The following is an 18,523-nucleotide window of genomic DNA, read 5'->3' as shown; positions in this document are numbered from 1 at the left end:
CCGGTCTCCGGGCCACCGGCCGCCGTGCTCAGCCGGTGAGCGCGTGCAGCTGGTCCAGGAACCACTGCGCGGGGGGCAGCGCCGTCGCCGCCGCCGCGAGGCGCTTGGTGCGCTCGGCGCGCTCCTCCGCGGGCATCACGAGGCCCGCGTGCAGGGCCCGCGCGGTGGCCGACACGTCGTACGGGTTCACGCCGAGCGCGTCCTCGGCGAGTTCCTCGTACGCCCCCGCCTCCCGCGAGAGGACCAGCGCGCAGCCCTCGTCGGAGACGACCGGGACCTCCTTGGCGACGAGGTTCATGCCGTCGCGGATGGGGTTGACCAGCGCCACGTCCGCCATGCGGTAAGCGGCGAGCGAGCGCGCGAAGTCGTCCTTGACGTGCAGCACGACGGGGGTCCAGCCGGGCGTGCCGTAGCGGGAGTTGATGTCGGCGGCGACCCGGGAGACCTCGTCCGTGTAGGTGCGGTAGACCGCCAGGTCCTGCCGCGAGGGGTAGGCGAACGCGACGTGCACGACGCGCTCGTGCCACTCGGGGTGGGTGTCGAGGAGCTCGCGGTAGGCCAGCATGCCCCGCACGATGTTCTTGGAGAGCTCGGTGCGGTCCACCCGGACGATCAGCTTGCGGGCCTCCCCGTCCTGCTCGCCCGCCTGCTCCCGCAGCGACCGCATCCGGTCCTCGACGTCGTCCCGCCGTGACCGCTCCCGCAGGAAGTCCGCGTCGGCGCCGAGCCCGTGCACCCCGATCCGGGTGCCCGTGGTCCCGCCGACGACCCGTACGCAGCACTCGGTGAACGCGTCCGCCCACCGCCCGGTGAGGAAGCCGAGCCGGTCGGCGCCGAGCATCCCGCGCAGCAGCTGCTCGGCGACGTCGTCCGGCAGCATCCGGAAGTAGTCGGCGGGCGCCCAGGGGGTGTGCGAGAAGTGGCCGATGCGCACGTCCTCGCGCAGCTCGCGGAGCATGCCGGGCACCAGCGCCAGGTGGTAGTCCTGCACGAGGACCGCGGCGCCCGGCGCCGCCTCCGCCGCCAGGGCCTCGGCGAAGGCGCGGTTGTACGTCTCGTACGCCGCCCACTGTGCGCGGAACTCCGGTCCGAAGGCCGGTTCGAGGGGGGTCTGGTAGAGCATGTGGTGGACGAACCACAGCACCGAGTTCGCGATGCCGTTGTACGCGTCCGCGTGGACGTCCGCGTCGATGTCCAGCATCCGGACGCCGTCCTCGCCGACGCCGCGCCGCACCGCCTCGCGGTCCCCGTCGCCGAGCGCCGCGCACACCCACAGGGCGTCCGCCTCGTCACCGATGGCGCTGAGCCCGGAGACCAGGCCGCCGCCGCCGCGCCTGGCGGTCAGCTCCCCGTCCTCTCCCACGGTGTACGAGACGGGGCCGCGGTTGGAGGCGACCAGTACCTGCGCTGCTGACGATGCGGACTCGGAGACCATGTGGCAGAACGTAGCCCGTCCCGGGTACGGGCAAACGTACGACCCCTGTTCGGTCCCCGGCCGCTCAGTCCCCGCGCCCGCGCCCCGCGGCCAGCAGCAGCACGCCCACGACGCACAGCGCGACCGCGATCCCGCCGTACAGCAGGGCCCGGGAGTCGCCGGTCGTGGCGAGCCGTCCGGCGGGCGCGCCCGCCGCGAGCGTGGCGGGGACGAGGCTCACCGCACCGGCCCGCCGTAGGAATCTCCTGGCCTGCCCGGCCCCGCCGACCCGCACAGTTCTGCGCCACACCGTTCCGATCCACATAGTGGGGCAATGTAGGCAAAGCACATCATCGGCGGAGGTTACGCCACGCGACGGCGCGCATACTCGGCGATATCCGTCATCGGCGGCCGCTCCTCCGTGTCGACCGCGTACGTCCGCGGCACGAACCCCTGCCCGCCCCGCTCGAACTGCGTCAGTTCGGGCCGCAGGAGATGGCCGCGCGCGAGCCGCAGCTGCGCCGTCCGGTAGATCGCCGCCGCCATCCGCCCGAGGGCCTGCCCGTCCTGGTGCCGGTGCCTGCGCACCCCCACGTCGACCTGCGCGAGCGCGTCCAGGCCCACGGTGTGCAGCGCGTCGACGAGCAGTCCGAGCTCCACGCCGTACCCGACGGGGAACGGCAGCCGTTCGAGGAGCGACCTGCGCGCCGCGTACTCGCCGCCCAGCGGCTGGACGAACCCCGCGAGGCGCGGCCAGTGCATGTTCAGGAGCGGGCGCGCCATCAGCTCCGTCACCCGGCCGCCCTGGCCCGCCGCCGCACCGAGCGGCCGGTCGTACATCGCCTTCACGAAGGCCACGTCCGGGTCGGTGAGCAGCGGGCCCACGATGCCCGAGACGAAGTCCGCGGAGAACTCCCGCAGGTCCGCGTCGACGAACGCGACGATGTCCCCGCCCGTCACCAGCAGCGACCGCCACAGCACCTCGCCCTTGCCGGGCACCGGCGCCAGGCGCGGCAGGATCTCGTCCCGGTGGACGACCTTGGCGCCCGCCGCCGCCGCGACCTCGGCCGTACGGTCCGTGGAGCCGGAGTCGATCACCACCAGCTCGTCGACCAGCGGGACCTCCTCCATCAGCGCGCGGCGTATCTCGGCGACGATGTCGCCGACCGTCCCCTCCTCGTCGAGCGCGGGCAGTACGACGCTCACCGAGGTGCCGGACGCGCGTTTGGCGGCGGCCAGAAGGTCCAGCGGGCGGTCGGCGACGGACCAGGAACGCCTGCTCAGCCAGTGCTCGGCCTCTTCCAGCACGGTCGCGGTCCTCCCATATGTGATCCATCTCGCGGTTCGGACGACTATCTCAAGGGTCCGGGGCTTCGGTTACAGTCTTGAACAACGCCGGTGACCCACGCATGTCGGGGGTCCCCGGGCGTCACACAATCGAATACCGCTCATCCAGAGGGGCAGAGGGATACGGCCCGTTGAAGCCCCGGCAACCACCCAGCCGCGCGTCGCGAGACGCGAGTGTCACCGTGTGCGCGATCAGCGCCGCGAGGCTCCGGGCCCGGGAAGGTGCCAATTCCGTCTCGCGGCGAGATGCGTCGCGAGGAAGATGAGGAGAAAGGGCCTCGCCTCCATGGCTGTGCAGACTGTCGCCACCGAAAGCACCACCTCTTCCGTAGACCTCGGCCCCGCATCGGGTCTCTCCTGCCGAGAGTGCGGCACGAAGTTCCCGCTCGGTCCGATCTTCGCGTGCGTCGAGTGTTTCGGCCCCCTCGAAGTCGCGTACGACCTGCCGCTCGGCGACCCGGAATCCCTGCGCAAGCAGATCGAGGCCGGCCCCGCCAACATCTGGCGTTACGCCCCGCTCCTGCCCGTCCCCGCCGACGTCGCCGACAAGCCGAACCTGAACCCCGGCTGGACCCAGCTCGTCAAGGCCGACAACCTCGCCAGGGAAATCGGCGTCCAACAGGGCAAGTTGTTCGTCAAGGACGACTCCGGCAACCCCACGCACTCCTTCAAGGACCGGGTCGTCGCGCAGGCGCTCGAAGCCGCGCGCGCCTTCGGCTTCACCACCCTCTCCTGCTCCTCCACCGGCAACCTCGCGGGCGCCGTCGGCGCCGCCGCGGCCCGCGCCGGCTTCCGCTCCTGCGTGTTCATCCCGCACGACCTGGAGCAGGGCAAGGTCGTCATGGCCGCGGTGTACGGCGGCGAGCTCGTCGGCATCGAGGGCAACTACGACGACGTGAACCGCTTCTGCTCCGAGCTCATCGGCGACCCGCTGGGCGAGGGCTGGGGCTTCGTCAACGTCAACCTGCGGCCGTACTACGGCGAGGGCTCCAAGACCCTCGCGTACGAGATCTGCGAGCAGTTGGGGTGGGTCCTCCCCGACCAGCTGGTCATCCCGATCGCCTCCGGATCGCAGCTCACGAAGATCGACAAGGGGCTGAAGGAGCTCATCGCGCTGGGCCTCGTCGAGGACAAGCCGTACAAGATCTTCGGCGCCCAGGCGGAGGGGTGCTCCCCGGTGTCTGCGGCCTTCAAGGCCGGGCACGACGTCGTACGCCCCCAGAAGCCGAACACGATCGCCAAGTCGCTGGCCATCGGCAACCCGGCCGACGGGCCGTACGTCCTGGACATCGCGCGTCGCACGGGCGGTGCGGTGGAGGACGTGAACGACGAGCAGGTCGTCGACGCGATCGAGCTGCTCGCTCGGAGTGAGGGGATCTTCGCGGAGACCGCCGGCGGTGTGACGGTGGGCGTCACGCGGAAGCTGGTCGAGGCGGGGCTCATCGATCCCTCGCTCACCACGGTGGTGTTGAACACCGGGGACGGGCTCAAGACGCTTGACGCGGTTGCCGAGAGGTCTCAGGCGACGGCGACGATCAAGCCGAGCCTCGACGCGTTCCGCTCCGCGGGTCTGGCCGGCTGAGCTTCTTGTTCCGCTGCGGACCGGCCGTGGCTGGTCGCGCAGTTCCCCGCGCCCCTGCCGGGGCCCGTACCCCCGAGGTGAACCCATGAGTGTCAACGTCCGCATCCCCACCATTCTCCGCACCTACACCGGCGGCAAGGCCGAGGTCGTCGCCGAGGGGGCGAACCTCGGTGAGGTCATCGCCGATCTGGAGAAGAACCACACGGGCATCGCCGCCCGCGTCCTGGACGACCAGGGCAAGCTGCGCCGCTTCGTGAACGTGTACGTCAACGACGACGACGTCCGCTTCGAGCAGGGCCTGGAGACGGCGACCCCGGACGGCGCGGGTGTCTCGATCATTCCGGCCGTCGCCGGCGGCTGATCCTTTTCCGCAAGAACCCTGCTTAACCCGAATTGCCCTCTCCGTTCGCGAAACGGAGGGGGCAATTCTGCATGGTTGAGCGCGGTACAGTTGGGAAGAGTGCTTCGCCGTTAATGCCGAGCGCATATACGAAGTCGGCCCGGAGTCGACAAGAAGTAGCCAAAGCGCGCTGCCCATTTGAACCTTATGTGGCTTTTGCCTGGCCCGTCTTGCCCTGAATCGTGGCGAATTCTCCGCATATTACCGATCGGGCGTGCCCAGAATTCTCGTCCGATTGACCTGTTGCAGACGGCAGTTGGACAGATACATTCAGCGGCGGTCGACGCGTTCCGGCGCACACCCCCAGCAGTGGGCGGTGAGGTCTGACCCGGGTCCGCGAAGTGCGGTCCTGTGCAAGGGCCAGTAATAGGGGAGTTAGGCATGGCTCAGGGCACCGTCAAGTGGTTCAACGCGGAGAAGGGGTACGGCTTCATCGCGGTCGACGGTGGTGCGGATGTTTTCGTCCACTACAGCGCGATCCAGATGGACGGGTACCGCACCCTTGAAGAAGGTCAGCGAGTCGAATTCGAGATCTCGCAGGGCCAGAAGGGTCCGCAGGCGGACATGGTCAAGCTCGCCGTCTAGCTCGGCGCGACCGACCACCGAAGCAAGCATCGCGAGGGGCTCGTATCCCGTCAGGGGTACGGGCCCCTCGTGTGCGCGGGGTACGCGCGGCGCGCGCCCGCGAGCTGTGCGGGATCCTCGAGAGGCGCTTGCACTCGCAGGGGTCGAGTGCTAATCATTGGGCTTAGCACTCTCCGAGTGAGAGTGACAGAACTTGGATCGGGTCGGTGAGGCCCGCAGACCGGGTGGGGCAAGGAACCACAAGGGCTGCAGGCCGTCCGTCGCGGGCACCAGCACGGTCCGTTTGCTTGCTTTTCCACCCCGTCCGGGAGGACCACTTCACATGGCCAAGATCATCGCGTTCGACGAGGAGGCACGGCGCGGCCTCGAGCGCGGCATGAACCAGCTCGCCGACGCCGTCAAGGTGACCCTGGGCCCCAAGGGTCGCAACGTCGTCCTCGAGAAGAAGTGGGGCGCCCCCACGATCACCAACGACGGTGTCTCCATCGCCAAGGAGATCGAGCTCGAGGACCCGTACGAGAAGATCGGCGCCGAGCTGGTCAAGGAGGTCGCGAAGAAGACGGACGACGTCGCCGGTGACGGCACGACGACCGCGACCGTCCTGGCCCAGGCGCTGGTCCGCGAGGGCCTGCGCAACGTGGCCGCCGGTGCCAACCCGATGGCCCTCAAGCGCGGCATCGAGAAGGCCGTCGAGGCCGTCTCCGGTGCCCTCCTCGAGCAGGCCAAGGACGTGGAGACCAAGGAGCAGATCGCTTCGACGGCCTCCATCTCCGCCGCCGACACCCAGATCGGCGAGCTCATCGCCGAGGCGATGGACAAGGTCGGCAAGGAAGGCGTCATCACCGTCGAGGAGTCGCAGACCTTCGGTCTTGAGCTCGAGCTCACCGAGGGCATGCGCTTCGACAAGGGCTACATCTCGGCGTACTTCGCCACCGACATGGAGCGTATGGAGGCGTCGCTCGACGACCCGTACATCCTGATCGTCAACTCGAAGATCTCGAACGTGAAGGACCTCCTTCCGCTCCTCGAGAAGGTCATGCAGTCCGGCAAGCCGCTGCTGATCATCGCCGAGGACGTCGAGGGCGAGGCCCTGTCGACCCTGGTCGTCAACAAGATCCGTGGCACCTTCAAGTCCGTCGCCGTCAAGGCCCCGGGCTTCGGTGACCGCCGCAAGGCCATGCTCGGCGACATCGCCATCCTCACCGGTGGCACCGTCATCTCCGAGGAGGTCGGCCTCAAGCTGGAGAACGCCGGTCTCGACCTGCTCGGCCGCGCCCGCAAGGTCGTCATCACCAAGGACGAGACGACGATCGTCGACGGCTCCGGTGAGAGCGACCAGGTCCAGGGTCGCGTCAACCAGATCCGCGCCGAGATCGAGAACAGCGACTCGGACTACGACCGCGAGAAGCTCCAGGAGCGCCTGGCGAAGCTCGCGGGCGGCGTGGCCGTCATCAAGGCCGGTGCCGCGACCGAGGTCGAGCTCAAGGAGCGCAAGCACCGCATCGAGGACGCCGTTCGCAACGCGAAGGCCGCCGTCGAAGAGGGCATCGTCGCCGGTGGTGGCGTGGCCCTCCTCCAGGCCGCCTCGGTCTTCGAGAAGCTCGACCTGCAGGGTGACGAGGCGACCGGCGCCAACGCCGTGAAGCTCGCCCTGGAGGCCCCGCTCAAGCAGATCGCCGTCAACGGTGGTCTCGAGGGTGGCGTCGTCGTCGAGAAGGTGCGCAACCTGACCGTCGGCCACGGCCTGAACGCCGCGACCGGTGAGTACGTCGACATGATCGCCGAGGGCATCCTCGACCCGGCGAAGGTCACGCGTTCCGCTCTGCAGAACGCCGCGTCCATCGCCGCGCTGTTCCTCACCACCGAGGCCGTCATCGCCGACAAGCCGGAGAAGGCGGGCGCTGCCCCGGCCGGCGGCGGCATGCCGGGCGGTGACATGGACTTCTGATCCCTCGCGGATCGATCGTCCTGAGCGCGTAGCTCGTACGCAGGGGCGGCACTCTCTTTCGGGAGGGTGCCGCCCCTGCGGCGTTCTCGGCCCCGCCGGAGCTACTACGGCAGGCGGTCCATGATCCAGGTGCAGAGCTCCTCGGTGACCGAGGTGTGGCCCTCGTTCCGGGAGGCGCAGAGGAACTCGTCCAGTTCGCTCTCCTCCTCCGCCGAGGCCGTGACCGGCCCGTACAGCTTCTCGTGGGTGTCGATGTCGCGCAGTGCGATCGCGCTGACGACCGGCACGAAGCAGTGCTCGCGGATGTCCGCCTCGGAGCCGAGACCGATGATCGCGGGGATCTTGTCCAGCTCGTCGGCGAGGATGCCGAAGCCCTCCAGGGTGCCGCCGGGAGCGCCGTCCATCTCCGGGATGCCCGACGTGTGGATCTGCGGCTTGCGCAACGTCACCACCCGTAGCTGTGCGATGAGTTGCTGCTGCCCCGCGGGCTGCGCGTGCAGCCGGGTGCCGGTGATGGCCAGCCCTTTGCCGTGGAAGGCCCGCTCGCCGCCCCGGATGCCGTTCCCCTCACCCGTGCGCACGCCGTTGGCGACGCCGATCTTGCGGGGCCGGCTCGGCCAGCCGCCGACCCGCTCCAGCTCGGCGAGGAACTCCACCCGCTCCTTGTCCGTCTCCGGGCTGTCGTCCCACTCGGCGATGTGCTGCCACAGCAGCTGCCGGGTGGCCGGACTGTTCATCTGGTTCGAGAACGCCGCGTTGAGCCGCCGGATGTAGTGCGCGAACGACTGCAGCGCGAGGGGCACCCACGCGCCGCGGTGCGGGCTGTCGAAGGAGAAGTACAGCGCGGTCTGGTGGTCGTTCTCCGCGCCGCCGTCGTGCTCCATCCTGGCCAGCGCGTAGCGGGCGACGAGACCGCCCATGCTGAAGCCGCCGACGGTCAGCGGGTGCTCGCCCCTGCGCCGCGCCGTCGCCTCCAGGATCGCGGCCCGTACTACCTGCGCGTTGTCCAGGATCGAGGCGCTGCGCTCGTCGTAGCCGATCAGGATGACGTCGTAGCCGCGCCGGCGCAGCGCGCTGATGAACGGGTACGGGCCGCACTCCAGGATCTCCCACGAGAAGTCCAGCTCGCTGGGCCCGCTGCTGAACCCGTCGGCGAGGATCACCGGCCGGGTCAGGCCCCGCCCGGTGTCGGCGAGGTACACCCAGGCCCTGCCGCTCGGCAGCGCCCACTCGTCGTCCGGCTCCGGCGCCTCGGTCGGGTGCTCCCTGGCCTCCTTGGAACCGGGCGCCAGGGTCACGCGGGCGGCGGCCCCGAAGGCGGCGGAGATCTGTGAATCGGCGGGCTCGTGGGGTTCGTTGGACGCGTGCGGATCATTGGGCTTGGGCATGAGGGTCCCCTCGGACGGATACGCGGGCTTGCCGGTCACGTGCGGTGCCATCTTTGGTACGTCCGGTAGTCGCCGGGTAGGGGGAGCGCTCGATCCGGGCGGGGGTGTGGGGCCTTTCGGACAGGGTGGGTTCGGCCGTTTACGGGTGGGACGTGAGGGGGGACGGGCGTCTGGCCAGGGGGCGGTGTGGTGGGGGTGCGGGGAGTTCGGGTACGGGTGGCGGCGCGTCGGCCAAGTCGGGTGGGGGGTGGGGGGTGTGGGCGCCGGGGTGGGGGGCGGAAGTATGTCGTGAAGCGGGCCTGGGGGGCGGGGACTTCGGTGGGGCGGTGTCTTTGATGGTTGCCGGGGCCGCCCGGCTTTTTGCGGAGTGTGGCGGTTCCGGGCCGGGAGTAAAGGGCGCTCCGCTGCGCTACGCGTCGGCTGCGCCGATTCCGCTGCGCTCCACCCTTGACTCCCGCCCCTCCACCGCACGTTGACCTTGACCCGGACGGCCAGGGGTGGGACCCACGGGACTGCCTAGGGGGTCATTCCCTTTCATCGCCGGGTGCGGTCCGGCCCATCGTGGGTGAGGGCCTCGGTGCGTGCTCGGCCAGCCGTCCGGCTTCGCCGTTCGGGTCATCGGCTCTCGCGGCCGGGTGCGGTCCGGCCCATCGTGGGCGGGGGCCTCGGTGCGCGCTCGGTCAGCCGCCCGGCTCCGCCGCTCGGGTCATCGGCTCTCGCGGCCGGGTGCGGACCGGCCCATCGTCGGTGGCCGTCACCGTCGCGGCTCGGTCGGGCGCTCCCGGGAACCTACTTTGGGAAAGTTGCGAAGCAGGTCGGCGCGCGCCCCCCGGCCACACCCCACGCGCCCTCCCCAAGACCGCCCATCAGGGGGTGTTGCGGTCGAGAGTTCACGTGACTGGGGGCGCAGTGCGCGTGACGGGGGGCGCGCGGCAGTCTGCTTCGCAACTTTCCCAAAGTTGATACCCCGGAGGGCCGGTGCCGGTGCCGGTTCGCCGGGCCGGAGCCAATTCCTTCCGGCGGTGCACGGCGCATTCGCCATCGAGGGGGGCGCGCGGCGTCTTCATTCGCAACTTTCCCAAAGTAGGTTCCCGAGAGAGGCGAATCGCCTGTCGGGCGGCGCCTCCGCGTGTGGCGTCCGGGCACGATGGGCCGGTCCGCACCCGGCAGCGAGAGGTGGTGGCCCGAGCGGCGTGGCCGGGCGGCTGGCCGAGCGCCTTCCGTGGCCTGCGCTCACGATGGGCCGGTCCGCACCCGGCGATGAATGGTGATGACCCCGTAGGCAGTCCCGTGGGTCCCACCCCTGGCCGTCCGGGTCATAGTCAACGTGCGGTGGAGGGGCGGGAGTCAAGGGTGGAGCGCAGCGGAATCGGCGCAGCCGACGCGACGTAGGAGCGCCCTTTACTGCCGGCCCGGAGGCGCCACACTCCGCAAAAAACCGGGCGGCCCCGGTACCAGTCGTTGCCGGGCCCGTCAGGCGCGCTTGATGTTCGTGACGAAGGCGGACCAGGCAGTGCCTTGGAACATGAGTTTCGGGCCCGTGGGGTTCTTGGAGTCCCGGACCGGGATGACGTTTGGGTTCGAGTGCCCGTCGCCTACTTCGAGGCAGTCGCCGCCATCTCCTGCGCTGTGCGTGGACTTGCGCCACCGGGCGACCTCGACACAGTTGCCGCCACTGGCGTCGCTGTACGTCGACTTCTGCCAGACGGCGGTTCGGAAGTCGTACTCAGGGCTGCTGCTCTTCATGCGCGTAATCCTCCGCCACTGATTCGATCAGAGCCAGGGATTCCCGGGGTGAGAGTGCGCTGGCCCCAAGCAGATCGTAAGCGAGTTCGTATTGGGCCACGCTCGCAGGATCGTCCTCAAGTCGCCCGGTCCTGAAGCCTTCCAGGTAGGCCAGGGGCGCCGCGTCCGCGAAAGACATCAGCTTGAGCGAGCCGCCCATGGCCATGTGCCCTCCTGCCGCGAACGGGAGTACCTGCACGATGAGTCGGCGCTTGCGCCCAAGCGTCGCGACGTGTTGCAGGGACTCCGCCATCACCGCAGGCCCACCCACCCTTCTTCGCAGTACAGACTCGTCAAGCACTGCCCACACCAACGGCGTTGTTGGGTCGTCGAGCAGATGGGCTCGTTCCAATCGGGCGGCCACCAACTCGTCGATCTCATCGTCAGTCGCTGAGGGGCGTCCGTCGCAGAAGACGGCTCGGGCGTAGCCGGGGGTCTGCAGCAACCCCGGGATCAGCTGAGGCGCGTACTCCCTGATCGCCGTAGCAACCGCCTCCGCCTCCGCCGCCTCCGCGAAGTGATCCGGGTACTTGGACTTGGCCAGGGCACCGCAATTGCGCGCGAAGAAGCCCCCCATCTCCAGGACGGAGTCGAAGTGCCGCGCGTACTCCAAGTGCATGCGACGCGTCCCGGCCTCCAGCTGTCCGATGAACGAACCGCTCACGAAGAGCGGCGAGCCCAGCGCCTCCTGGCTGAGCCCGACCCGTTCGCGGGCGTGGCGCAGCTCCGCGCCGAGGAGGGCTCGGGGGTTGGAGGAGGGGTCGAGGTCTTTGGGGCGGGTCATGGGACAACTCCTCCACGAACACGGGGGGTTGTTGAGTTTTCTGCGTTGTTCAGCGTACGCAGACTCGGACACGCTGGGTGAGGAAAAGGCAACACTCGGTAGGAGAGGCAGGGGCGATGGCGCTGACGGCGGAGGAACGGATGCGGGCGGCGGAGGAAGCCGTACGGCAGGTGAGGGCGGCACTGACGGGCGTGGGGATCACGTTGCCGTCGCTGCGGGTGGACCCGCTGAGCGTGACGGAGGGTGCGTTGCCGCTCGTGGAGTTGGGGCGCTGCAATCTCGACACGGCGCTGCGGCTGGCGGCGGTACTGGAGGAGGCGCGGTGAACGAGGACCCCTGCGTGCCGGAGACGGGGACATTCGCGGTCGACTTCAGGGACGGGAGTGTCGGGCAGGTGATGGGCTGCGAGGGCGGCCTTGTGCAGCTGAGGCCGATCGGGGGCGGGCGGGAGTGGGACTGCCCGCCGGCGTCGGTGGGGGAGGCGCCGCCGGTGGAGGTGCTGCGGGAGCGGGTGAGGCAGGTGAACCGGGAGGGGCGGCTGCCGTGAGCTCGTCGTAGACGGCTACGGCAGCCGAAGGGGCGGGGTCAGGCGGGCCGCTCGGCCATGATGACCACGCCGGGCCCGGTCTGCTCGCCAGGGGGGAGCCGGAGCTCGGCGACGGGGCGCAGGCCGGCCTGTTCGATGAGGGCGGTGAGCTGTTCCGGCTGCCACTTGTGCGTGGTCCAGCGGACGGGTACGTCCCCGTACGCCTCGGTGCGCCGGAAGTCCTCGTCGCCGACGTGGGTCGCGGCGATGAGGTGGCCGCCGGGCTTCAGCGCGCGGGCGAACATGGCGAGGACCTGCGGGAGTACGGCGCGGGGGAGGTTGAAGAGGGACCACCAGCCGAGGACACCGCCGAGGGACGCCTCCTCGAGGTCGAGCTCGGTGGCGGAGGCGACGCCGAAGCGGCACTGCGGGTGCAGGCGGCGGGCGTTCTCGATCATGCGGGGGGAGAGGTCCACGCCGGAGACGTCGAGGCCGCGCTCGGCGAGGTAGGCGGTGACCTGGCCGGGGCCGCAGCCGACGTCGAGGACGGGCCCGTGCCCGCTCACCGTGTCGGCGAAGGCGTCTATCGACGCCTTGAGCCACGGATGGCGGCGGATGTCGGCCATTCCCGTCGTCTGCATCATGTGGACGTAGGTGTCGGCAACGCGGTCGTAGGACTGGCGGACGTCGTCGAGATCGGCCGGGCGGTCGATGGGGTGTGCGCGCATCCGCCAACCCTAGGGCCGGTCAGCTGGTGCGGGCATTGTCGAGGGCGGCGCGGAGATGGCCGTCGGAGGAGGCGAGCAGGTCGGCGGCGGTGGGGCCGTCGACCCGGCCGAGGATCGTGAGGATGGCGTTCTTCACCTCCCCGTCGGTCGCGGCGAGGGCGGCCTCGATCTCGTCGTCCCCGGCGCCGGTGGCGAGGGCGACGATGCGGCGGGAGCGGGCGCGCAGCTTCTCGTTGGACGCGCGCACGTCCACCATCAGGTTTCCGTACGTCTTGCCGAGGCGGATCATCGTGATCGTCGACAGCATGTTGAGGACGAGCTTCTGGGCCGTGCCCGCCTTGAGGCGGGTGGAGCCGGTGAGGAGCTCGGGGCCGACGACGACCTCGATGCCGTGCTCGGCGGCGGCCGCGAGCGCGCTGTCCGCGTTGCAGGAGAGGCCGATGGTGAGCGCGCCGTGGCGTGCCCTCGCGTGCTCGACGGCGCCGATCGCGTACGGGGTGCGGCCGGAGGCGGAGACGCCGACGACGACGTCGTCCGCCGTGAGGTTCAGGGCGTCCAGGTCCTCGGCGGCGAGCACCTTGCTGTCCTCCGCGCCCTCGACCGCCGTGACCAGGGCGCTCGGGCCGCCCGCGATGAGACCGACGACCTCGCTCGGGTCGGTGTTGAAGGTGGGCGGGCACTCGGAGGCGTCGAGCACGCCGAGCCGCCCGGCGGTGCCCGCGCCCGCGTAGATCAGCCGGCCGCCGCGGGCCATGCGCTCGGCGGTGGCGTCGATGGCGGCGGCGATGGCGGGGAGCTGCTCGGCGACGGCCGCGGGGACGGTGGCGTCCTCGCCGTTCATGATCCGCGCGATCTCCGCCGTGGGCAGCCGGTCGATCTCGGAGAGCTCGGGCCTGAACGCCTCGGTGGTGAGGGTGGCGAGCTGGGCGCGGAGCTCGCCGTAGGCGTCGCCCTGGGAGGAGGAGTCGGGGGCGTCCGTGGTGGAGGTCATGGCGTCTGCGGCTCTTTCGTGTCCGGTGCGGTGAGGGGTGGCGAGGGGGTGCGGCCGGGGTCGACTCAGCGGCTGCTGTTGTTGCTGCCGCGTGGGCGGTGGCGGTGCGCGAGGGCCTCGTAGGACGCGGCGAGTGCGGGTGCCGCCGTCTCGTACGTCCGCTGTGCGACGCCCACGAACAGGCAGTCCACGACGAGGAGTTGACTCGTACGGGACGACATCGCGGCCGGCCTCAGCTCGCTCTCGCGGGCCGTGGAGGTGGTCAGGATGTGGTCCGCGTACTGGGAGACGGCCGCGCCGGGCCGCCCGGTGATCGCGATCGTGGTGGCGCCGTGCTCGAAGGCGACCCGCAGGGGTTCGATCACGTCGCCCGTCGAACCGGAGTGGGTGATCGCGATCGCCACGTCCTTGGCGCGCAGCGTCACCGCGTTGGTGACGGCCAGGTGCGGGTCGGAGTGCGCGTGCGCGATGTGCCCGATGCGGAGCAGCTTCTGTGCGAGGTCCTGGGCGACGAGTCCCGAGGCGGCGACGCCGTAGATCTCCACGCGGCGGGCGGTGGCGAGCGCGGCGACGGCGGCGCCGAGCTGCACGGTGTCGAGACCGGCGGCGGTGTCGGCGAGGGTCTGCTGCTCGTCGTACGCAAGCTTCGCCACGACGTCGGAGAGGGGGTCGTCGACCGCTATGTCCGCGGTCACGGCCGGTGCGCGCCCCGACTGCTGCTGGGCGGCGAGCCCGGCGAGGGCCAGGCGCAGGTCGCGGTAGCCGGGATAGCCGAGGAGGCGGGCGGTCCGCACGACCGTCGCCTCGCTGGTGCCGGTGAGCTCGGCGAGGCCGGTGACCGTGAGGGCGGCGCAGCCGGCGGGGTCGCCCGCGACGGCCTCGGCGACGCGCTGCATGGAGCGGGTCATCGACGGCGCCAGGGTCCGCACCTTGGCCGCGAGGGCCGCGGGGGCGGGGGGAGCGGCGCCCGCGAAAATTTCCTTCACGCTGTTGGTCACATCTGAAAGATATTTTCGGACCGGTGGCCGGTCAAGGCCCCTGCGTCCGGGGCCGGGGCCGGGCCGGGGACGGGTCTGTTCGCGGTTGTCGCGCACGGGGTGACAATGGGGTGCATGGACACGATCGACCCCTTGGAGCAGGCGTTGCACGCCGCCCGCGCACTCGTCCTCGCCGATCTCGTCGCCCGTGAGGTCGCCGAGGCGGAGGTCGTCTCGATGGTCGAGGAGGCGGTGGCGCACCGCCGCTGGTGGGTCGAGCAGTGGCCGGAAGGCATCGAGTACGTGGCGGGGCTCGTCGCGCAGGACGTGCAGGACTCGCTCCTGGAGCGGTACGGGCGGTGGCCGCTGTGCTCCGTCTGCGGTTCCGGTGACCCCCACGCGCTGGACGTGGAACCGGAGTTGGGCCCCGACCCGCACTGGGTCTGCGGCAAGGCGGGCGTGGTGGTGGCGCCGGTGGGGAGCCTGACGGCATGACGGTCTACATAGACCCCCCGACCTGGCCCGGCCACGGCCGCATGTGGTCCCACCTGGTCAGCGACGTCTCGTTCGAGGAGCTCCACGCGTTCGCGGAGTCGGTCGGCTGCCCCCGCCGCGCCTTCGAGCGGGACCACTACGACGTGCCCTCGGAGCGCTACGAGGACGCGGTGCGGGCGGGCGCGGTGGAGATCGGCTCGAAGGAGCTGGTGCGGCGGATCACGGCGGCGGGGCTGCGGAGGCCGAAGGGGCGGCCTGCGCAAACCTAGTTCCAGGAGGGGCTTTTGGCGGTGTCCTCGGCCGGGTCGGCGGCGGGGGTCGCGGAGGACGCCGTGACCAGGCGGGTCGGGGACGTGGTCGTGCGGTGCAGGCGCAGGGAGAGCGCCACCGCCACGATCGCCACCGACGTCATCGCCGCCCCCGCCCACGCCGTCGCCTCGTACCCGAGCTTCAGGTCGATCACCGTGCCGCCCAGCCAGGGGCCACCGGTGTTGCCGAGGTTGAACGCCGCCGTCGTCGTCCCGCCCGCGAGGGTGGGGGCGGCGCCCGCGACGTTGAACATGCGGGCGTTCAGGGCCGGGGCCGTGTAGAAGGCGGAGAGGCCGAGGAGGAAGGACAGGGTGATCGCGGCGGCGGGTGTCGCGGCGAACAGGGCCAGCGCGACCAGGAACACCGTGGACGCCGCGATGCCGCTCAGGAGGACGCCGAAGAGGTGGGCGTCGGCCACGCGGCCGCCGATCGTCGTGCCGACGAGAGCGCCCGCGCCGAAGAGGCCGAGGACGCTCGGCACCCAGCCTTCGGAGAGGCCCGCCACGTCCGTGAGGAGCGGGGAGAGGTACGAGAACGCGCAGAACACGCCGCCCGCGGCGAGCGCCGTCACGGCGATCGACAGCCAGACCTGCCGGTCCCCATAGATCGACAGTTCCTTCTTCAGGCGGGGCTTCTCCGCGGGGAGCGGGATGCGGGGGATGAGCGTGAGGACGCCGACGAGGGCGACGGCGGAGGCGGCGCCGACGGCCCAGAAGGCCGAGCGCCAGCCGAGGTTCTCGCCGAGGAACGCGCCCGCGGGGACGCCGAGCACGTTGGCGATCGAGAGGCCGCCGATCATCACGGCCATGGCGCGGGCCCGCTGGTTGAACTCCACCATCGCGATGGCCACGGCGGCGCCCACCGCCCAGAACCCGGCGCAGGCGAGCGCGCTGACGACGCGGGACGCGAAGAGGACCTCGTACGTGGGCGCGAGGGCGCCGTTGACTTGGCCGAGGCCGAAGACGGTGATGAGGGTGATGAGGGTGGTGCGGCGGGGCAGGCGCAGCGTCGCCACGGCGAGGAGCGGGGCGCCGATGACCATGCCGATCGCGAAGGCGGAGATGAGGAGGCCCGCGCGGGGGATGGAGACGTTCATGTCGTCGGCGATCGGCGGAAGGAGCCCGGAGAGCATGAACTCGCTGGTACCGAGGGCGAAGACGGCGAGGCCGAGCATGTAGACGGCTATGGGCATACGGGTGCGGGCGCCGGGCGCGGGGACGGAGGTCGGCATAACAGGGGTGAACGTCAAGGTGGGCCCTGACATTCCTGATGGGGTGGTGTTCGCGCTCCTACTCCCGCTGCACGTCGCGGGGCAAACGGGTGGGCGGGTGGGAGGCATCCGCCGCGGAGCGGCGGCCCTGTTCCGCGCCCACCCCCCGGCTCAGGGTTCCGCGCCCACCCCCCGGCTCAGGCGCGGAACACCCCGTACGCGAGGTTGGGAGCCCGATCCGGGAGGCGGGTGAAGCCCGCCCGCGTGGCGACCGCCTGCGACGCGACGTTCGCGGGATCGACCACGGCGAGGACCGACGTCGCGCCGGGCTGCGCGAGGGCCCACCGGGAGAGCGAGCGCAGCGCCTGAGTGGCGTAACCGTGGCCCCGCGCCCCCTCGACCAGGTCGTAGCCGACCTCCACGCGGCCGTCGTCGTCGGGCGGCCCGTGGAAGCCCATGCCGCCGACGGTCAGCTCGTCGGCGGTACGGACCAGCGCGTACATGCCCCACTCGGGGCGGTGGACCCCGGCGACGTACGCCTTCATGACCATGTCCGCGGCCGTCCGCGTCCCCTCGAAGGGGCTGCCGCCGAGCCAGTCGAGACCCCCCGTGCCGCCCGCCGCGAGGTCCGCCGCGGCCGCGGGGGTCACCTGGCGCAGGGCGAGGGGGCCGGCCGGCAGGGAGTCGGCGTTGTGCCAGCGCCAGCGGGTGAGGCGGGGGCGGCCGGGCAGGGTGCCGCGGCCCGTGGCCCAGAGCAGCGTCGTCCAGGGGGTGCCGCCGGAGGGGGCGGGCGGCACGTGCGGGAAGAGGTGGGCGAGGACGGCCTCGCAGAGGGAGGCGGGCGGCTCCGCGTCGGCGTCGAGCGCGCGGGCGATGTCGTAGGTGTGGAGCAGGACCTCCGCGACGCCCATGGCGGCGAAGCCGGACGCGTCCGCGCTGCCGCAGGGGTAGGGGTGGTACGCGCGCACCCCGCGGGGCGTCGTGCGGACCACCGCCGCCAGGATGCGGCCCGCCGCCTCGATCGCCCGGATCGCGCCGTCGGGGCCCGTGCCCTCGTCGAGCACGGTCTCGAAGGGGACGTAGGCGTCGGGGGCCCGGCCGGTCAGCTGGCCCGCGTACGCGACGAAGTCGCCCACGATGTGCTCGGCCGTCTTCAGGCAGGTCCAGTCGAGCCCGCCCGCCGGGACGCTCCAGTCGCGCTCCGCCACCCCGCGCAGCACCTTCGCCGCGTGTGCCACGGCCTCGTCGATTCGGTCCCCGCCCATGAGAAGCATGCGGAGAGGGTACGGGAGCGGGGCTCGCCGGGCCGCTGGATTTTCGGGGACCGGGCCCGGATGCTCAGGGATCGAGCAGGGCCAGTTCCGTGGCCAGGTTCTCGCGGGCGGGCGCCTCCCAGTGGGCCGCTCCGTACGGCGTCCTGAACAGGCGGGGCAGCGCGACGAGTTGGCGCAGCACGTCCGCCCGGCCCCGGCGGAAGGCCTCGTCCGGCACGAAGGAGTACTCCTCGCGGACGGCGGCGGCGTAAGCGGCGTAGGCGTCCGAGGGGGCGGCCAGGATCGCCAGGTCGGCGTCGCACAGCGCCTCGCCGTTGTGGTCGTCGTCGGCGGGGTCGTGCGTGACGGTGAGGCGGACGAGGCGGGCGACCTCGGCGATCTGCGCCCGCGCCAACCCCGCCTCGGCGAGGGCGCGTTCGGCCAGGCGGGCGGAGCGTTCCTCGTTCTCGGAGCGGTCGGGCGCGTACACCGCGTCGTGGAACCACGCGGCCAGCCGTACGAGTTCCGGGTCGTCGGCGTGGTCCGTGAGGACGTCGAGGTGGTCGAGGACCGCCGCCAGGTGGGCGGTGGTGTGGTACTTGCGCTGTGGCTCGGACCAGCGGGCGAGGAGGCGGTCGGCATAGGGCGCGGGGTCGGGGACGAGGTGGGGGGCGAGGTCAGGGGTGAGGTCCGGGGCGGCCTCGCCCGCCCGGAGCAGGGTCGCGTGCCAGCGGGTGCGGAGCGCGGCGTGCAGCTCGTCGTCGTGGTCGGCCATGCGGCGACTGTAACCGCTGGGTACGG

At 71.3% G+C, this 18,523-nt stretch carries 20 protein-coding genes and 1 riboswitch; of the genes, 8 read left to right on the top strand and 12 right to left on the bottom strand.

Features of this window, described 5'->3' with window-relative positions:
* Nucleotides 1-28 precede the first annotated feature (28 nt).
* The 3 genes from ACZ69I_RS07985 to ACZ69I_RS07975 form a co-directional block, all read right to left on the bottom strand.
* A complete protein-coding gene (locus ACZ69I_RS07985; RefSeq protein ID WP_470830961.1) occupies nt 29-1,435 on the bottom strand; it encodes an alpha,alpha-trehalose-phosphate synthase (UDP-forming) in 1,407 nt (468 codons plus the stop codon).
* Nucleotides 1,436-1,499: 64 nt separating this feature from the next.
* Nucleotides 1,500-1,739, bottom strand: a complete 240-nt coding sequence (locus ACZ69I_RS07980) for a hypothetical protein (RefSeq protein WP_470830960.1) — start codon at nt 1,737-1,739, stop codon at nt 1,500-1,502.
* Between the two features lie 38 nt (nt 1,740-1,777).
* A complete protein-coding gene (locus tag ACZ69I_RS07975) occupies nt 1,778-2,722 on the bottom strand; it encodes a glucosyl-3-phosphoglycerate synthase (RefSeq protein ID WP_470830959.1) in 945 nt (314 codons plus the stop codon).
* Nucleotides 2,723-2,859: 137 nt separating this feature from the next.
* Nucleotides 2,860-3,030, top strand: a riboswitch (SAM riboswitch).
* A 17-nt stretch (nt 3,031-3,047) separates the two neighbouring features.
* Here ACZ69I_RS07975 and thrC point away from each other — a divergent pair.
* From thrC to groL, 4 genes are all read left to right on the top strand, one after another.
* The gene (thrC, locus tag ACZ69I_RS07970; protein WP_470830958.1) at nt 3,048-4,343 is read left to right on the top strand and encodes a threonine synthase; all 1,296 of its coding nucleotides are present in this window, start codon (nt 3,048-3,050) and stop codon (nt 4,341-4,343) included.
* Nucleotides 4,344-4,428: 85 nt separating this feature from the next.
* A complete protein-coding gene (locus tag ACZ69I_RS07965; protein ID WP_150184767.1) occupies nt 4,429-4,704 on the top strand; it encodes a MoaD/ThiS family protein in 276 nt (91 codons plus the stop codon).
* Nucleotides 4,705-5,124: 420 nt separating this feature from the next.
* Nucleotides 5,125-5,328 carry a cold-shock protein gene (locus ACZ69I_RS07960; protein WP_005315736.1) on the top strand — a complete coding sequence of 68 codons (204 nt, stop codon included), beginning with the start codon at nt 5,125-5,127 and terminating at the stop codon, nt 5,326-5,328.
* 322 nt (nt 5,329-5,650) lie between these two features.
* Entirely contained in the window at nt 5,651-7,276 is a 1,626-nt protein-coding gene (gene groL, locus ACZ69I_RS07955) for a chaperonin GroEL (protein ID WP_355807995.1), read from the top strand.
* A gap of 104 nt (nt 7,277-7,380) precedes the next feature.
* On the opposite strand, the gene ACZ69I_RS07950 is transcribed toward groL, so the two are convergent.
* The 3 genes from ACZ69I_RS07950 to ACZ69I_RS07940 form a co-directional block, all read right to left on the bottom strand.
* On the bottom strand, nt 7,381-8,664 hold the full coding sequence (locus ACZ69I_RS07950) for an esterase/lipase family protein (RefSeq protein ID WP_470830957.1): 1,284 nt from the start codon (nt 8,662-8,664) through the stop codon (nt 7,381-7,383).
* 1,473 nt (nt 8,665-10,137) lie between these two features.
* Entirely contained in the window at nt 10,138-10,410 is a 273-nt protein-coding gene (locus ACZ69I_RS07945) for a DUF397 domain-containing protein (protein WP_470830956.1), read from the bottom strand.
* Nucleotides 10,391-11,233: a helix-turn-helix domain-containing protein gene (locus ACZ69I_RS07940; RefSeq protein ID WP_470830955.1), complete on the bottom strand. Its 843-nt coding sequence runs from the start codon at nt 11,231-11,233 to the stop codon at nt 10,391-10,393. The genes ACZ69I_RS07945 and ACZ69I_RS07940 overlap by 20 nt, the downstream gene beginning before the upstream one ends.
* Before the next feature lie 116 nt (nt 11,234-11,349).
* On the opposite strand from ACZ69I_RS07940, the gene ACZ69I_RS07935 reads away from it, so the two are divergent.
* Complete coding sequence (locus tag ACZ69I_RS07935) at nt 11,350-11,559, top strand: hypothetical protein (protein WP_361721906.1); 210 nt, start codon at nt 11,350-11,352, stop codon at nt 11,557-11,559.
* On the top strand, nt 11,556-11,780 hold the full coding sequence (locus ACZ69I_RS07930) for a hypothetical protein (RefSeq protein ID WP_467672764.1): 225 nt from the start codon (nt 11,556-11,558) through the stop codon (nt 11,778-11,780). The genes ACZ69I_RS07935 and ACZ69I_RS07930 overlap by 4 nt, the downstream gene beginning before the upstream one ends.
* A 38-nt stretch (nt 11,781-11,818) precedes the next feature.
* On the opposite strand, the gene ACZ69I_RS07925 is transcribed toward ACZ69I_RS07930, so the two are convergent.
* The 3 genes from ACZ69I_RS07925 to ACZ69I_RS07915 form a co-directional block, all read right to left on the bottom strand.
* Nucleotides 11,819-12,487, bottom strand: a complete 669-nt coding sequence (locus ACZ69I_RS07925; protein ID WP_470830954.1) for a class I SAM-dependent methyltransferase — start codon at nt 12,485-12,487, stop codon at nt 11,819-11,821.
* A 19-nt stretch (nt 12,488-12,506) separates the two neighbouring features.
* Nucleotides 12,507-13,478, bottom strand: coding sequence for an N-acetylmuramic acid 6-phosphate etherase (gene murQ, locus ACZ69I_RS07920; RefSeq protein ID WP_470830953.1), 972 nt, complete (start codon nt 13,476-13,478; stop codon nt 12,507-12,509).
* 65 nt (nt 13,479-13,543) lie between these two features.
* Complete coding sequence (locus ACZ69I_RS07915; RefSeq protein ID WP_470830952.1) at nt 13,544-14,476, bottom strand: MurR/RpiR family transcriptional regulator; 933 nt, start codon at nt 14,474-14,476, stop codon at nt 13,544-13,546.
* A 114-nt stretch (nt 14,477-14,590) separates the two neighbouring features.
* Between ACZ69I_RS07915 and ACZ69I_RS07910 the strand changes: the two genes are divergently transcribed.
* Complete coding sequence (locus ACZ69I_RS07910; RefSeq protein WP_467672756.1) at nt 14,591-14,950, top strand: hypothetical protein; 360 nt, start codon at nt 14,591-14,593, stop codon at nt 14,948-14,950.
* Nucleotides 14,947-15,219, top strand: a complete 273-nt coding sequence (locus ACZ69I_RS07905) for a DUF4031 domain-containing protein (RefSeq protein WP_467672754.1) — start codon at nt 14,947-14,949, stop codon at nt 15,217-15,219. Before ACZ69I_RS07910 ends, ACZ69I_RS07905 begins: the two co-directional genes overlap by 4 nt.
* Here ACZ69I_RS07905 and ACZ69I_RS07900 read toward each other — a convergent pair.
* The 3 genes from ACZ69I_RS07900 to ACZ69I_RS07890 all read right to left on the bottom strand — a co-directional run bounded on the left by ACZ69I_RS07900 (nt 15,216) and on the right by ACZ69I_RS07890 (nt 18,497).
* Complete coding sequence (locus tag ACZ69I_RS07900; protein WP_470831070.1) at nt 15,216-16,451, bottom strand: Cmx/CmrA family chloramphenicol efflux MFS transporter; 1,236 nt, start codon at nt 16,449-16,451, stop codon at nt 15,216-15,218. The genes ACZ69I_RS07905 and ACZ69I_RS07900 overlap by 4 nt on opposite strands.
* Nucleotides 16,452-16,666: 215 nt before the next feature.
* The gene (locus tag ACZ69I_RS07895) at nt 16,667-17,743 is read right to left on the bottom strand and encodes a GNAT family N-acetyltransferase (protein WP_470830951.1); all 1,077 of its coding nucleotides are present in this window, start codon (nt 17,741-17,743) and stop codon (nt 16,667-16,669) included.
* A gap of 64 nt (nt 17,744-17,807) precedes the next feature.
* Nucleotides 17,808-18,497: an HD domain-containing protein gene (locus tag ACZ69I_RS07890; protein WP_470830950.1), complete on the bottom strand. Its 690-nt coding sequence runs from the start codon at nt 18,495-18,497 to the stop codon at nt 17,808-17,810.
* Between the last annotated feature and the right edge of the window lie 26 nt (nt 18,498-18,523).

It is taken from the genome of Streptomyces sp. NPDC036815 (assembly GCF_055609205.1).
Note: the sequence above shows the minus strand (reverse complement) of the source record. Positions and strands in the feature narration are given on the sequence as shown.

Coding starts and splice junctions, on each gene's coding strand:
- murQ (WP_470830953.1), bottom strand. CDS start 13,478: ATGACCTCCACCACGGACGCCCCCGACTCCTCCTCCCAGGGCGACGCC.
- ACZ69I_RS07940 (WP_470830955.1), bottom strand. CDS start 11,233: ATGACCCGCCCCAAAGACCTCGACCCCTCCTCCAACCCCCGAGCCCTC.
- ACZ69I_RS07980 (WP_470830960.1), bottom strand. CDS start 1,739: ATGTGGATCGGAACGGTGTGGCGCAGAACTGTGCGGGTCGGCGGGGCC.
- thrC (WP_470830958.1), top strand. CDS start 3,048: ATGGCTGTGCAGACTGTCGCCACCGAAAGCACCACCTCTTCCGTAGAC.
- ACZ69I_RS07905 (WP_467672754.1), top strand. CDS start 14,947: ATGACGGTCTACATAGACCCCCCGACCTGGCCCGGCCACGGCCGCATG.
- ACZ69I_RS07925 (WP_470830954.1), bottom strand. CDS start 12,487: ATGCGCGCACACCCCATCGACCGCCCGGCCGATCTCGACGACGTCCGC.
- ACZ69I_RS07985 (WP_470830961.1), bottom strand. CDS start 1,435: ATGGTCTCCGAGTCCGCATCGTCAGCAGCGCAGGTACTGGTCGCCTCC.
- ACZ69I_RS07960 (WP_005315736.1), top strand. CDS start 5,125: ATGGCTCAGGGCACCGTCAAGTGGTTCAACGCGGAGAAGGGGTACGGC.
- ACZ69I_RS07890 (WP_470830950.1), bottom strand. CDS start 18,497: ATGGCCGACCACGACGACGAGCTGCACGCCGCGCTCCGCACCCGCTGG.
- ACZ69I_RS07900 (WP_470831070.1), bottom strand. CDS start 16,451: ATGCCCATAGCCGTCTACATGCTCGGCCTCGCCGTCTTCGCCCTCGGT.
- ACZ69I_RS07965 (WP_150184767.1), top strand. CDS start 4,429: ATGAGTGTCAACGTCCGCATCCCCACCATTCTCCGCACCTACACCGGC.
- ACZ69I_RS07895 (WP_470830951.1), bottom strand. CDS start 17,743: ATGCTTCTCATGGGCGGGGACCGAATCGACGAGGCCGTGGCACACGCG.
- ACZ69I_RS07950 (WP_470830957.1), bottom strand. CDS start 8,664: ATGCCCAAGCCCAATGATCCGCACGCGTCCAACGAACCCCACGAGCCC.
- ACZ69I_RS07935 (WP_361721906.1), top strand. CDS start 11,350: ATGGCGCTGACGGCGGAGGAACGGATGCGGGCGGCGGAGGAAGCCGTA.
- ACZ69I_RS07945 (WP_470830956.1), bottom strand. CDS start 10,410: ATGAAGAGCAGCAGCCCTGAGTACGACTTCCGAACCGCCGTCTGGCAG.
- ACZ69I_RS07910 (WP_467672756.1), top strand. CDS start 14,591: ATGGACACGATCGACCCCTTGGAGCAGGCGTTGCACGCCGCCCGCGCA.
- groL (WP_355807995.1), top strand. CDS start 5,651: ATGGCCAAGATCATCGCGTTCGACGAGGAGGCACGGCGCGGCCTCGAG.